The sequence below is a fragment of the Bartonella sp. CL100XZDX genome (assembly GCF_042195375.1).
Lineage (GTDB): Bacteria > Pseudomonadota > Alphaproteobacteria > Rhizobiales > Rhizobiaceae > Bartonella.
Map to the genome: position 1 here is coordinate 45,490 of NZ_JBHIOH010000064.1, position 13,805 is coordinate 59,294.

At 35.4% G+C, this 13,805-nt stretch carries 10 protein-coding genes and 1 pseudogene; 7 read left to right on the top strand and 4 right to left on the bottom strand.

All coding sequences use genetic code 11. The features are described 5' to 3' along the window. The first annotated feature begins 52 nt into the window (after window positions 1-52). Window positions 53-1,933 (top strand): AsmA family protein, encoded by a 1,881-nt coding sequence (locus tag ACFILU_RS07055; protein WP_375675388.1) that lies wholly within the window; start codon window positions 53-55, stop codon window positions 1,931-1,933. A gap of 315 nt (window positions 1,934-2,248) precedes the next feature. On the opposite strand, the gene ACFILU_RS07060 is transcribed toward ACFILU_RS07055, so the two are convergent. Further along, window positions 2,249-2,392 (bottom strand): hypothetical protein, encoded by a 144-nt coding sequence (locus tag ACFILU_RS07060; protein WP_273790383.1) that lies wholly within the window; start codon window positions 2,390-2,392, stop codon window positions 2,249-2,251. 235 nt (window positions 2,393-2,627) lie between these two features. Here ACFILU_RS07060 and ACFILU_RS07065 point away from each other — a divergent pair, with 235 nt between their 5' ends. After that, on the top strand, window positions 2,628-3,371 hold the full coding sequence (locus ACFILU_RS07065; RefSeq protein ID WP_375675390.1) for a 16S rRNA (uracil(1498)-N(3))-methyltransferase: 744 nt from the start codon (window positions 2,628-2,630) through the stop codon (window positions 3,369-3,371). Between the two features lie 68 nt (window positions 3,372-3,439). Next, window positions 3,440-4,813 (top strand): glutamate--cysteine ligase, encoded by a 1,374-nt coding sequence (locus tag ACFILU_RS07070; RefSeq protein ID WP_375675391.1) that lies wholly within the window; start codon window positions 3,440-3,442, stop codon window positions 4,811-4,813. A 984-nt stretch (window positions 4,814-5,797) separates the two neighbouring features. Here ACFILU_RS07070 and ACFILU_RS07075 read toward each other — a convergent pair. After that, a pseudogene (locus ACFILU_RS07075) lies at window positions 5,798-6,384 on the bottom strand (type ISP restriction/modification enzyme); the annotation flags it as partial. A gap of 796 nt (window positions 6,385-7,180) precedes the next feature. Between ACFILU_RS07075 and ACFILU_RS07080 the strand changes: the two are divergent. After that, window positions 7,181-8,536 (top strand): L-cystine transporter, encoded by a 1,356-nt coding sequence (locus ACFILU_RS07080; RefSeq protein ID WP_375675393.1) that lies wholly within the window; start codon window positions 7,181-7,183, stop codon window positions 8,534-8,536. Window positions 8,537-8,543: 7 nt separating this feature from the next. Here the strand turns inward: ACFILU_RS07080 and ACFILU_RS07085 are convergent, their stop codons facing one another. Next, window positions 8,544-9,422 carry a methyltransferase gene (locus tag ACFILU_RS07085; RefSeq protein ID WP_375631010.1) on the bottom strand — a complete coding sequence of 293 codons (879 nt, stop codon included), beginning with the start codon at window positions 9,420-9,422 and terminating at the stop codon, window positions 8,544-8,546. A 196-nt stretch (window positions 9,423-9,618) separates the two neighbouring features. Here ACFILU_RS07085 and ACFILU_RS07090 point away from each other — a divergent pair, with 196 nt between their 5' ends. Both ACFILU_RS07090 and grxC read left to right on the top strand, forming a co-directional pair. After that, on the top strand, window positions 9,619-10,404 hold the full coding sequence (locus ACFILU_RS07090) for a ComF family protein (RefSeq protein WP_273790388.1): 786 nt from the start codon (window positions 9,619-9,621) through the stop codon (window positions 10,402-10,404). A gap of 47 nt (window positions 10,405-10,451) precedes the next feature. Beyond that, on the top strand, window positions 10,452-10,706 hold the full coding sequence (gene grxC, locus ACFILU_RS07095; protein ID WP_375675394.1) for a glutaredoxin 3: 255 nt from the start codon (window positions 10,452-10,454) through the stop codon (window positions 10,704-10,706). Between the two features lie 20 nt (window positions 10,707-10,726). Here the strand turns inward: grxC and ubiG are convergent, their stop codons facing one another. Beyond that, entirely contained in the window at window positions 10,727-11,470 is a 744-nt protein-coding gene (ubiG, locus tag ACFILU_RS07100) for a bifunctional 2-polyprenyl-6-hydroxyphenol methylase/3-demethylubiquinol 3-O-methyltransferase UbiG (protein ID WP_375675396.1), read from the bottom strand. Between the two features lie 189 nt (window positions 11,471-11,659). On the opposite strand from ubiG, the gene ACFILU_RS07105 reads away from it, so the two are divergent. Beyond that, the gene (locus ACFILU_RS07105; protein WP_375631013.1) at window positions 11,660-12,916 is read left to right on the top strand and encodes an aspartate kinase; all 1,257 of its coding nucleotides are present in this window, start codon (window positions 11,660-11,662) and stop codon (window positions 12,914-12,916) included. Window positions 12,917-13,805: the final 889 nt, after the last annotated feature.

Below are 13,805 nucleotides of genomic sequence, written 5' to 3' on the forward strand. Positions count from 1 at the left end.
GTTTGTTTTTAATCTGTTATAGGGGGATAAGTATTAAGTATAGAGGGATATTGTGCGCATCAGAATAATAAAACTTTTGAGCGGAATTTTTATTACAATTATCTTTTTATTGGGAGTGGGGATTCTCGTTTTACCTTATCTTATCTCTACAGATGCGATTCGTATTCGTTTAGCGCAGGATTTGAGTGCATGGACGGGTTACAATGTGCAATTGCGTGATCCACCGCGATTACATCTTTTTCCTTATCCTAAAGCATTTCTTTCTGGCGTTACTTTAACATCAAAAATGGATGATGTTGCGCCATTAATGGAAGCTGAATCAATAGAAGTTGATCTTTCTGTCGTCGATCTTCTTTGGGGACATATTTCTTTTTCAGAGACGCGGATTATGCGTCCTCAATTTGTTATGGAAAAGCCTGTTAAAACAATAGCAGATTTTTTTGATCGGTTTTCTCGCTCACAAGGTGCATTAGGGGTGGCAATACGTAATACGCGTGAAATATTAAAACATAATCCTGAGCATCCAGAGATAGAGCAACTTTTAAAACAACCTTTTGGGCGGATTGTCATTAAAAATGGTGTTCTTGTGTATCACGATAGTTTTTCAGGAGCAGCAGAAAAAATAACAGGATTAAATGCAACTTTAGATTGTCCTAAATCAACTCAGGAAGTACGGTTACGCGCAGATGCGCGTTGGCGTGGAGAATTTACAAAGTTATCAATTGATGCTTCTCAAGCATTGTTGCTTCTTGCAGGAGGCAAAAGTCATATTAGGGCAAGTCTCAATTCTGTACGTGGGGGAATAACTTTTACAGGAAAGGCTCGGTTATCTGAATATTATATTTTTGACGGAAAAGTATCGATGCGTTCTCCTGAATGGAATCAGACATTGTCTTGGGTTGGTGGAAATCAGTTTTGGGGACATAAATTAAAAATACCCATTGTATGGGAATCTCATTTTTTAGCGCAGCCAATGCATATCCAAATGAACAATGTTACATTTACGATGGGAAAAGCCAATGCGCGAGGAGCTTTAAAACTCGATTTTCAAGATTATGTACCAAATGTCATGGGCTCTTTAGCTTTTGATAACCTAGACCTTAGCCTCTTGAGTTCAATATTTTTTTCAGGCAAAAAGAAAAATGCCTGCTTTGACATGAGAACTTTTGATCGTATTGGCGTGGATATACGACTTTCTGCGCCACAAGCTAAAATAGGAAATATTTCACTCACAAATTTAGCTGCTGCAATACAAATAAGAGATGGGCATGGTATTTTTGATCTTGGACATGCTAATATTTTTGGTGGATCCGTGCAAAGTAATATTGAAGTTACGTCAGCTGGACGGAGAGTGCGTATTGGAGGAAATATTTCAGGCGCTTCTATTGATATGCAGGAGACTTTAGAAACCTTGGGATTTATTCCATTTATACAAAGCAAAACGAATTTTACTGCAACGGTACGAACACTTGCTGATTCTTGGCCAGAAATTTTCACGAAAATGCAGGGTGAATTAACACTGAAGATGTCTTCTGGTCGGCTATTAGGGTATGATCTGAATGAATTACAAACAAGACTTTCAAATAAACAACAATTTCTTTTAATGAATAATGATACTTTTTCAACAACATTTGATCACTGGGATATTCAGACAAGCTTTTCAGAAGGTATGATGAAGGTGACAGAGTCATTAATGCGTACAGCAGACTTGAGCTTATCCATTCAAGGAACCATTGCAGCTGCTATTGCGCAAGGGAAGCAAAATGAACTGATATTACAGGCACAACTAGACAAAAACTATAGATCAGAAACTTTATGTAAAGACGTCCAATGTCTTGCTAATAGCCTTGCATGGCCTTTTACATTTTCTCTAAGCTCTAAAGGACAAAATCATGGTAATTTTTGGGTTACAAAAGACATTGACGCAGATTGAGTATCGTTTTTCATCTGTATAATATTCTATCCTATAATGGTAATTCGTTTTTTTGCAACTTAAAATTGTCTTTTAAATTTAAATCAGAACTCCCATTATCGAAAGATTTTCTCATTTTAAGTCCATTCGTCGTGAAGCAGTAAAAACCGTCCTCTCCGTCATAATAAGTGTGGTTGATATAGATAAATGACTGAAGAGAAGAATAAAAATCCTTCTTATGGAATCTCTCAAATACAAGAGATTCATAATATTGATGCAAATCTTAGAAAAGTTGCTAAAAAACATTAAAATTTTAAGGAGGATGTTGGCCAGTGCTTATTGAATCGCAGAAGAAATACCATAGCCATCTTTGGTAATTGTATGCTTCCCGTCTGCTCCAACAGAACCAATTCCCACTGTAATCAAAATAAAGGCTAAGAGGGTTGTAATCGTAATAATTGTAGCTTTTTTAGCAGACATATTTTTCCTCCACGGATGCATCAATGACTGAATGCAAAGATGAATGGTGCATTATTTAAACTTTTATGAAAGCAGAATCACTTAAGGATCTATAAGTTCCTATCATTATCTCATAAAGCTAAAAAAACTCTCCAATTCTTTAATATATTATAGTTCTATAGATATAATTTTTTCTTTTTGCTATATATTTTTCTTCATTTTCTCGATGACGATAGTGAGCTTTGGCAAAATTTTTATGCGCATAAATTATAAACTTAAAAGATTATTTATCAGACAGACATTAGCTTTGAATGAAGAAATAAAGATAGAGGGGGCACAAGCTTCTTATCTTGTGCATGTTTTGCGTATGAAAGAAGGAGCAGAAATTTTACTTTTTAATGGACAGGATGGTGAGTGGCTTGCTAAACTTAGCGCTATTAAGAAGAAACTTGTTGTGGTTCAGCTTATCCATCAAGAAAGATTACAAACGACGCATTCCAATCTTATTTATTGCTTTTCTCCACTCAAAAACGCGCGGTTGGATTATATGGTGCAGAAAGCTGTTGAAATGGGGGTATCGATTTTGCAGCCTGTTATGACGCATCATACGCAGGTTACGCGTATCAATATGGCGCGTATGGAAGCCAATGTTATTGAAGCTTCTGAACAGTGTGGAATTTTATCTCTTCCTGAATGCGTCTCTGCTCTATCATTAGCAGAACTTTTAGCACGGTGGGATAAGACACAGCCTTTATTCTTTTGTGATGAAGAGCATAAATCGCATAATCCATTAGCTTCTTTTAAAAAACGTGACGTTACAACACCTGGTATTCTTATTGGACCGGAAGGTGGCTTTAGTGAAGAAGAGCGGAGCTTTTTAAAAAAAAATCCTTTTGTGGTTCCAATATCATTAGGTCCGCGTATTTTACGCGCTGACACTGCCGCTGTTGCTGCTTTGGCTCTTCTTAATGCTACCGTGGGGGATTGGGCAATGGATTGAGAAATCTGTAAAATCATTCTAAACAATTCATTTAAGATGATGATACCAATTATAGGATACGATGAGTTATGGCGCTTGATATAACTGATGAAAGTGAAATTTATAACTTAGATTCTTTGGTTAGCTATTTCCAAGGGGGGTATAAAGCAGAAGATGATTGGCGCATTGGTACAGAACATGAAAAATTTCCGTTTTATAGAGATGGTTTTCACCCTGTTCCTTATGAAGGAGAGAGGGGAATCCGAGCGCTTTTAGAGAGGATGCAAAGCGCCTTAGGATGGAAACCTATTTTAGATGAAGAGAATATTATTGGGCTCGTAGGATCAGTTGATCAGGGAGCCATTTCTTTGGAACCTGGGGGGCAATTTGAATTATCTGGTGCACCATTAAAATCAGTAGGCCATACATATTACGAGTTGATGGAGCATTTAACTCTTCTCAAAAAAATTGCAGAACCATTGGGTATAGGTTTTCTAGGTCTTGGAGCTAGTCCAAAGTGGACTTTAGCTGAAACGCCGCGAATGCCTAAATCACGTTATCAGATTATGACTGATTATATGCCTAAAGTGGGGTATAATGGTCTTAATATGATGTATCGCACATCAACAGTTCAGGTTAATCTTGATTTTTCATCTGAAAGTGATATGCGGCGAAAAATGCAAGTGTCCATGAAGCTACAGTCCATTGCAACAGCATTATTTGCAAGTTCACCTTTTACAGAAGGGCGCCCAAATGGCTTTTTGTCGTGGCGTTCTGAAATTTGGCGTAATACGGATAATCAGAGGACAGGCGTTCTTCCCTTTATATTTTCTGAGCGTTTTGGTTTTGTTGATTATGTTGAATGGGCCCTTGATGTTCCAATGTATTTTGTTGTGCGTGATGGTCGTTACTATGATTGTACACACATAACGTTTCGTCAGTTTATGAATGGAGCATTAAAAGGACAAGTTGCAAATTCAATTCCAAACATGGGAGATTGGATTAATCACTTATCAACGTTATTTCCTGAAGTCCGCTTAAAAAGATTTTTAGAAATGAGGGGAGCTGATTGCGGTTCTTGGAAGCGCATTTGTGCGTTGTCGGCTTTTTGGGTTGGGCTTCTTTATGATAGGGAAGCACTTAATGAGGCAGAGGCTTTGACAAAAGATTGGTGTTTTGAAGAAGTTTTAGAGTTGCGCCAACGCGTTCCTAAAGAAGGGTTAAGAACTCCTTTTCGTCAAACTATTCTTTTAGAGTTAGCACGTCAATCTCTCGCTATTGCTCGCAAAGGCTTAAAAAATCGCAAACAGTATGATACGAATGGTTTTGATGAAACAAATTTTCTTAATCCTCTAGAAGAGGTTGTTGTAATGGGACAAACAGATGCTGAAAAATTTTTGTCCCATTACTATTCTATTTGGAATGAGTCGGTAGAACCTTTATTTTTAGAATGTGCCTATTAAATTTGAAGCAAAGATACTTCCTGCTTTTTTAAAAATGCATATAACCGTGGTGGTTCATTCACTCATTTGCTCTAGAGAGCATATCCTACCTTGCTTTTAACATTTTTCATAACGGAAAGGATACAATACAAAAATCTCTTGGGCAGTGTGATTTTATACCCAATAATATCACGATATTTCCGTAATCGTAATGTTGTCCCTTTGTACTAAAGATAGTTCATAAGAGATAAAGCTTATTATCAAACATTTTTTATTCACTTGGCTCATCTACTTATGAATAGGTCTGAAAATAATATTTTTCACTTTTAAAAGGGATAAAAAAATATAATTTGCGGTTAATAGTCAATTATTATAATTCAATATACGATGCTTATATGAAAGAGCATTTTATTATACAAAAATTATGATATCAATCTTTCAGTGCGCTAAAAAGACAGTAGAAAAAATACCGATAGATCTATGTATGTATAACTCAAGCTTATTTTTATAGAAAAAAGAAATATATTATATAAATAGATAGAAATAAAGATGATAATATATAGAATGAATGTGTTAATTACATCATTAAATATTAATAAATAAAAATATTATCTTCATAGGGTTATATGAAATTATAAGCTATTCATAGATAAGAAATAACTATTTGTATGCAAAGGGGTTATTATATTAAAATACTATTATTCTTGATAAAGATGAAAGAGATAAAGAGATTGAGCTTGTAACGAATGAGTGTTTGAATACGCATAAAAATTCAAAAAAGAACAACATTTCTATAGCAGAATAATTTTTATCAGTATGAGCGCAATTTATTATAGACGATTAATTATCCCCCATATATTGTAAATTTACTTTAAAGCTTCTTTTAATGCTTTATAACTGTACTATTCATAAAATTTATAATATTTGTAGGCTTAAAGCCTCTCATTTTAATCATATACCCTCAGTCTTTTCCATTGTTTTCATTATCTAGAAATTTGTAACCGCCTTTGTTATGCTCTCACTAGGATAAGCAGCTTTAAAGTGCATCCGTAATGGCATCACGCCTCTGTAAACCAGCTGTTGTGTTTTCTTCTGTAGAATTTGTAAATAAAAGGGACTGTTTCTCATCACGATCAGTTACAGAGATTCAACGTTTTTATAAAGATACCGTGGAAAGCATTGACCTGTATCTATTGCATCTAGATTAGGTAAATTCTTAGCTATCAACACAGAAAAAACGCTTCGTGCTCCTATGCCTATAATTTGTATTACTCTATTTTCTACTACTGGCACCATAGGGAATATATGTGGTATCTGATAAACTCCATCATTGAAGATACAACTATAATAAAGCCATTGTCGTGTAAAAGGGCGATACGAACTTTGCGTGAGGCATGCCTCTTCAAATTCAAAAACCTTCCTCTTATTAGTCCTTGCTTAACATTATAACTCCAACTTATCTTTTTTTGTATCTAAAATGACAAAATTATCTACAGCACGTGCACGTGTTGTTCGATCAGCATATGAATAGGTATCGTTAAAAGTTTTACTGCGCTATTATAAAAAGCAATCATATTATTTATATTTGCTGCTCAAGCTCCGCCCTTCAATGTTTCGACAACTCTTGCATTAAGACGTTTCATAAGAGGTATTTCTACTCCTTTCTTATACATTTTTATCCACATATCTGCCCTGCTTGTGACGTGCAAGCAAATGATTTTGATTGATTCAAGATAAACAGGTTTGAAATGAGAGAATCTTATGTGATTCGGGACTCTCATTTAATATGCAAACAGTAAATTATGACTATAAATCAACATGTTGTCTTTAAAAACCTTTTTATGACTATAAAAAGAATTTTGAAAAATAAAAAAGCTTTCATTGAGAGCAAAGAAAGAATGTATAAAAGGTATTTTCAATAAAATAATTATACTTGAAGTGCTGATCAAAGCTATTGAGAGTGCAGTCCATAAAATGAGCAGAAGTAGCTTGTTGGTGTATTTTCTAGAAAAATCATGAATGTTCGATTGTTAATTCATCTTTTCTTGGAAAGCTCGCTTCAGTTCAAATAGCAAAAGAGAGTGGTAAGGACATTTATAGGATAAGATACGCTGGAATTATTCAGTATTAAGATGCAATGAATGTTGTTTATATTTTTCTTATTTAACTATTTTATAAGAGCATAAATTTAAAGAATAAGAAAATAATTTTATTTATTTTCTTTAAACAGTTATTAGTAGATAAAAAATTCTCTTTTAATCTATAAATTAAAAAAATAATGATTTTGTAAAAGCCTTGTAAGCTTTATAGGTTAATTTTAAATATCATGCGTTGATTTTGAGTTATGCAGATTATTTATGTCAACCATAATAATAGTGAGCATAAACAATGACATTTAATTTTTTCGTCAATTTATTTCTATTTGTTATTTTTTTATTATTGGTTTCTCAAAGTAAGAAAATGCAATGGAGTCTTTCACTACGTGTTATGCTATGGCTTATCCTTGGCTTGATTTTTGGAAGTGTTTTGCAGTTTATTTATGGAGAGGGTGAAAGCACTTTATTGAAATCCGTTGAATGGTTTAACATTGTCGGTGAAGGCTATATTTTATTGTTGCAAATGATTGTTATGCCACTGGTTTTTATTTCTATCGTTTCAGCAGTTGCTCATTTACATTCTGTTTATGCTGTTGGAAAGATGAGTATAATAACAATTTCAATATTGCTTTTTACAACGGCTCTTTCAGCATTGGTTGGTGTGCTTGTGGTTAATTTTTTTGGATTAACAACCGAGGGTTTGGTGCATGAAGGGCAAAATGTTTCTGCTCTTCTTGAAGGTCATATTTCTAAACTTGGAGATATGAATATACCAAAGATGATTTTGTCTATGATTCCTAAAAATCCATTTGCTGAGTTGAGTGGAGCTAAACGTACGTCAATTATCAGTGTTGTTATTTTTGCGTCATTTTTAGGTGCATCGGTTCTTCTTTTAAAGAAAGATGAGCCAGAAAAAGGAGAAAAAGCGCTTTTATTTATTCAAGTGGCACAAGCTTGGATTATGCGGTTAGTCCGTATTGTGATTGCTTTGACGCCTTATGGTATTTTTGCACTTATGACGAAAGTAGGAGCAATATCGCGTATTGCAGATATTTTAAATTTACTGGTTTTTATTATTGCTTCTTATGTCGGTATTATTTTAATTTTTGGAATTCATGGTGTATTGCTTGGTATTTCTGGGATTAATCCCTTTCGTTTTTTCAAAAAGGTTTTACCAGTTTTAACATTTGCTTTTAGCAGTCGTTCAAGTGCTGCAAGTATTCCTTTGAATATTGAAGCGCAAACACAGTGGATAGGTGTACCACAATCCATTGCGAGTTTTGCAGCTTCTTTTGGGGCAACAATTGGACAAAATGGTTGTGCTGGTCTTTATCCAGCGATGCTTGCGACCATGATTGCACCCTCTATGGGTATTAATCCTCTTGATCCTACTTGGAGTGCTACGCTTATTGGTGTTGTAACATTGAGTTCTATTGGTGTTGCTGGTGTGGGGGGAGGTGCTATTTTCGCTGCATTGATTGTGTTACCAATTATGGGGCTTCCTGTTACTTTGGTTGCTGTACTTATCTCTATTGAACCGCTAATTGATATGGGACGGACTGCTCTAAACGTGAGCGATTCAATGATAGCTGGAACGGTCACTAGTCAAATATTACGGACAACAGATAAAAGTATTTTTAAAAAATAATTTTAGGTTATATTTTTTTGGGCTGTAAAACATCTGTAAGAGATATTTGCGCTGAACCAGGTTGTAGGGGTTTTTGTTGGTTGGGATGAGGAGCCCAACCAGAGAGCCAGATGAAAGAAAAATGTGCACGAATACGTCCATCAGGATCACTAAATTGTTGTGCATAGATTTCAGCTGCGCGGAGAAAAAAACGTTTGGAGACAGGGCGTCGTGAACGATTGATGAGTGCATTTTGCATTCCCATAGCTTTAAGATCGTGCATAAGGTCAAACATTGTATTATAACGTATTGTGATATCTTCAACGTCTGCTACAGGCAGGGCAAAGCCAACACGCTGTAAAAGAGCGCCTGCATCACGAATGTCGGCAAAAGGGTAGATCCTAGGGCTTGCTCCACCATAAATTTCACTTTCAGCTTGCAGCAGGCTTTCCCGCAATTCTCTTAATGTACCAGCTCCTGCCATAACAGCAAGAAATAAGCCATCTGGTTTAAGGGTATTTTTTATCTGGCTTAGAACACCAGGGGTATCATTGGTCAATTGTAATGAAAGAAGTGAAACAATAAGGTCACAGTAACTTTGAGGTAAATCAAGAAATTCTCGATGACGTAAATAGAATTTTTTATCATGGCTTTGATAAAGCGTATCGGTTTCAATGCGTTCTATGGAACAAACTTTTCCAGATTTCATTAAAGCTTGCGCAGCAAGGTCTGTATGGCTGTGTAAATCAAGAGCTAATGTAAAGAGGCGATCAACAGTGCTAAGGCGTTTATAGAGATCTTCTGCCATGTGAGAGAGTAAAAAGTCACATCCTTTTTTTGCTTTTTGAAAGGCACGTTTTCGGAATTGTTCAATGCGGTTATGATCAAAAATTAAAGGATGCGACATATTGTGGAACACTTTCGATCTATGAAAGAATATATTTTGAAAAGGTTCATTATTTGTGCAAGCTCTGTCAAGTTTATAATATGAAAGAAAATAAATTTATAGAAGGTAAGAGTTTTTAAAGGAATTAAAATTATAAATTGAGGAAATACAAAGGAACTTTTGTTCTGAGGGAAACTTGTAAAAGCCTAAATTTATAATGTTGTATTTTCGAGAAGCGGCGTTAAATAGTGGGGATATACTAAGTAAGTTCGTTGAACGCTTGAAAACGATGCTTTATCCACCAATTTGTCCTGGATGTAAGCAAAATGTTTCTACTTATGGTACGATTTGCTCCGAATGTTGGAAAGACCTTCAATTTATCACGAAACCTTATTGTCCTGTTATGGGGACTCCTTTTGTTTGTGATATGGGGGATGGTTTTCTTAGTGGTGAAGCACTCCGTAATACTCATCCTTTTTCACGTGTTCGCTCAGTCATTGTTCATAAAGGGCTTGCACGAACTTTAGTAACGCGCTTAAAATATGGTGATCATATAGAATTGGCATCATTTATGGCCAATTGGATGATGTTTGCTGGACGCGAGGTTATTGATGATTGTGATGTTATTATTCCCATTCCATTGCATTTTCGTCGTTTTTGGGAGAGGCGTTATAATCAATCTGCTGAGCTTGCACGTTACATTGCAGCATCACAAAAAAAGCTTTTAAAACCGAGTTGGCTTGTTCGTTGTCGGCATACCCGTCCGCAGGTTAGTCTTTCTTCAAGAGAGAGAAAACTTAACGTAAAAAATGCTTTTAAGGTTTCGCATAAAGTTAAAAAATATCTCAAAGGATGTTCTGTTTTGCTGATTGATGATGTATTTACAACGGGTGCAACAGTTACAGCAGCTGCTGCTGCATTAAAAGATGCAGGTGCACGACAGGTTGATGTGCTAACATTTTCGCGTGTTCTCAAAGAAGATTCTATTTTTCCCTCTTCTTAAGAGGAATTTAAAATGAATATTATTAAAAAATATTGGAGGATAATACTATGAAAGAGATAATAATTTATACACGCCCTAACTGTCCTTATTGTACAAAAGCACGTGATTTTCTTAATAAAAAAGGCGTAAAGTATACAGATATTGATGCTTCCACATCCCTTCGCCAAGAAATGGTACAGCGTGCAAATGGACGTAATACATTTCCACAAATTTTCATAGGTGATTATCACGTTGGCGGTTGTGATGATCTTTATGCTTTAGAGGCTGAGGGAAAGCTGAATTCTTTATTACAAGGCATATAATATTTGTAAATTACATATCCTTACGACCTTTTTGCGAGAAGGAGATAGTTAACACCCATGTCTTTTGAGCGATTCCAGCTGTCGTTTAAAGGGTTATAAGTAATACCTATCTCATCAATGACAGTCAGAGCGTTTTTTGATAAGAAATTTTTAAGTTCTAGAGGTTTTAGGAATTTTTTATAATCGTGGGTTCCTTTAGGAAGCCAACGTAGAATATATTCAGCGCCTACAATAGCAAGCCCCCATGCTTTCCATGTGCGGTTGAGTGTTGAGACAAACATCAACCCTTGTGGTTTCAACATTTTTGCTGTAGCTGCTATGAAGAGATTAACGTCAGCGACATGTTCAACAACTTCCATATTAAGGATAATATCAAATTTTTCTCCTTCATTGGCAAGTACTTCTGCTGTCGTCGTGCGGTAATCAATGGAAAGGTCATTTTGAGCAGCATGGGTTTTTGCGACTTCAATATTTGTTTGTGCAGCATCAACGCCTACAACCATAGCACCAAGACGTGCCATTGGTTCAGATAACAAGCCTCCTCCACAGCCAATATCAAGAATTTTAAAATTGTGAAAGGGCGTAAGTGAAGAAGGGTCACGATTAAACTCTAAACAGATTTTTTCTCTGATGTAAGCAAGGCGTGTTGGGTTAAATTGGTGAAGAGGTCGAAATTTTCCTTGTGGATTCCACCATTCTGTAGCAATACGTGAAAAGTGATCAATTTCACTTTGATCAATAGTTGTTTGTGTTTCATCGATCATGTTGCCTTCCTTTTATTTTTAATGATCAGGTCAAGTAGATTTTATACAAAGTCAAGAGAAATTAATATAATCATAATGAAACTTGCACAAATGATAGATATTCGCTATGTCGAGAAAATGGTTAGTTGATACAGCATCTAATTCTCATTACTGTTTGAGATAAGAGATGTAAAGGTAAGAGTGTTATTAATGGCGCGCATTGTCATGAAATTTGGTGGAACATCTGTAGCAAACATTGAATGTATTCATAATGTTGCACGGCATGTCAAAAGAGAGGTTGATGCAGGCAATGAGGTTGCCGTTGTCGTATCTGCGATGGCTGGTAAAACAAATGAACTTGTTCAGTGGACGAGTGATGCTTCCTCCATGCATAGAGATGCTCGTGAATATGATGTTGTGGTTGCTTCTGGTGAACAGGTTACTTCAGGATTGTTGGCTTTGACACTTCAAGAAATGGGGGTGAATGCACGTTCATGGCTTGGTTGGCAAATTCCTATTCATACAGACAATGCGCATGGCCGTGCACGTATTACTAATATTGATGGATCTTTTTTAATCGAGTGTTTTCAGGAAGGTCAGGTTGCCGTTATTGCTGGTTTTCAGGGGTTAGCTCCGGATAACCGGATTTCTACCTTAGGGCGTGGGGGATCAGATACAAGTGCTGTTGCTATAGCCGCTGCTGTACAAGCTGATCGCTGTGATATTTATACGGATGTGGATGGTGTTTATACAACGGATCCACGTATAGAACCGAAAGCGCGTCGTTTACCAAAAGTAGCTTTTGAAGAAATGCTAGAAATGGCTTCTCTTGGTGCAAAGGTTTTACAGGTTCGTTCTGTTGAATTAGCAATGGTTCATAAGGTTCGTACCTTTGTGCGTTCAAGTTTTGAGGATCCTGATGCGTTAGGCATGGAGGATTCAATGAGTTCTTCTGGAACACTTATTTGCGATGAGGATGAAATTGTGGAACAACAAAATGTTACTGGTATTGCTTTTGCCAAAGATGAAGCACAAATTTCCCTTCGTCGGCTTGCCGATCGTCCAGGGATTTCGGCAGCAATTTTTGGTCCCTTGGCTGAAGAACGCATTAATGTTGATATGATTGTACAAAATATTTCTGAAGATGGCTCAAAAACTGATATGACTTTTACTGTACCATCATCAGATGTAGAAAAAGCCGTTACACTTCTTGAGAAGAATCGCAAAGAAATTGGATTTGATGTTCTCCAATTTGAAGGCGATCTCGCCAAGGTATCTGTGATTGGTATTGGAATGCGTAGCCATGCAGGTGTTGCCGCTACAGCATTTAAGGCTTTGGCTGAAAAGGGTATTAACATTCAAGCAATTACGACTTCAGAAATTAAAATTTCTATTTTGATTGATAGTGCTTACACTGAACTTGCGGTTAGAACATTACATGCTGTTTATGCTCTTGATAAGGGATAAGTATTTTTTAGTTTCAATAACATAAAGCTTTAATATATGTTAATAATTTTTGTTAAGAACAATTTATATTTTTAACTTAAATAGAATATTTAATACAGCAAAACTCTCTCATTTTAAACTTGTTCATGATGAATTTAAAAATGGTCACTTATACATTACAAGAGAAAGATGTTTGGGTAAAAAACTGTTTAAGAAGGGATAAAAAATATGCCGTCTATAAACGTTTTAGAGCCTATAGAGAGGGATGGAGAAGTCTTTACGATAAGCCTTAATGGAATAAGGAGCAGTGCACAGTGTTTATTCAAAAGATGCATGTTGCATGAGGGACAGCCCCGTCAATACAGATTTAATATTATAAATCTTAGAGAAATTAGAGCTCATTAGATTAGTGATGGAATTACCAAAAGTAAAATTGATGATGTATTTTCTATAGATGTTTAGTTTATCTTCAAATGATTGTTTATGACTTTATGTGTATCTTGAAAAGTTAATTTTTTCCATATTATGAGGCAATAAAAAAATCTATCTCTATAGACAATATTTATGTTTACGCTATACGTTATAAAATTACTATATCTTATGCGTTTATAGCTTCTTCAGAAGTACTTTTCATAAAATTATGTAACTATAGATCAAAATTAATGATAATGTTACAAGTGTGTTGCTTTTATTAATTAAATTTTTTTTCATGTCTATTTCTCTTTTTTGAATTATAATTAAGATTTTCAAAGTTTTTGATACCTCCATATGTTCTTTAGGTTAACTTTCTTCCTTTAACTACTCTATTATAAGTATTTTCTGTGTCATACTGCCAACCACGCATGAAATACATTCTTCCGTTTTTTCAGTATATCGTGCTAGTTTCTTTATCGTGTTTACATATTTTGCA

Bases quoted from the DNA above. Each gene is read 5' to 3' on its own strand.
- ACFILU_RS07060 (WP_273790383.1), bottom strand. From the start codon at position 2,392: ATGTCTGCTAAAAAAGCTACAATTATTACGATTACAACCCTCTTAGCC.
- ACFILU_RS07065 (WP_375675390.1), top strand. From the start codon at position 2,628: ATGCGCATAAATTATAAACTTAAAAGATTATTTATCAGACAGACATTA.
- ACFILU_RS07070 (WP_375675391.1), top strand. From the start codon at position 3,440: ATGGCGCTTGATATAACTGATGAAAGTGAAATTTATAACTTAGATTCT.
- ACFILU_RS07080 (WP_375675393.1), top strand. From the start codon at position 7,181: ATGACATTTAATTTTTTCGTCAATTTATTTCTATTTGTTATTTTTTTA.
- ACFILU_RS07085 (WP_375631010.1), bottom strand. From the start codon at position 9,422: ATGTCGCATCCTTTAATTTTTGATCATAACCGCATTGAACAATTCCGA.
- ACFILU_RS07090 (WP_273790388.1), top strand. From the start codon at position 9,619: ATGTTGTATTTTCGAGAAGCGGCGTTAAATAGTGGGGATATACTAAGT.
- grxC (WP_375675394.1), top strand. From the start codon at position 10,452: ATGAAAGAGATAATAATTTATACACGCCCTAACTGTCCTTATTGTACA.
- ubiG (WP_375675396.1), bottom strand. From the start codon at position 11,470: ATGATCGATGAAACACAAACAACTATTGATCAAAGTGAAATTGATCAC.
- ACFILU_RS07105 (WP_375631013.1), top strand. From the start codon at position 11,660: ATGGCGCGCATTGTCATGAAATTTGGTGGAACATCTGTAGCAAACATT.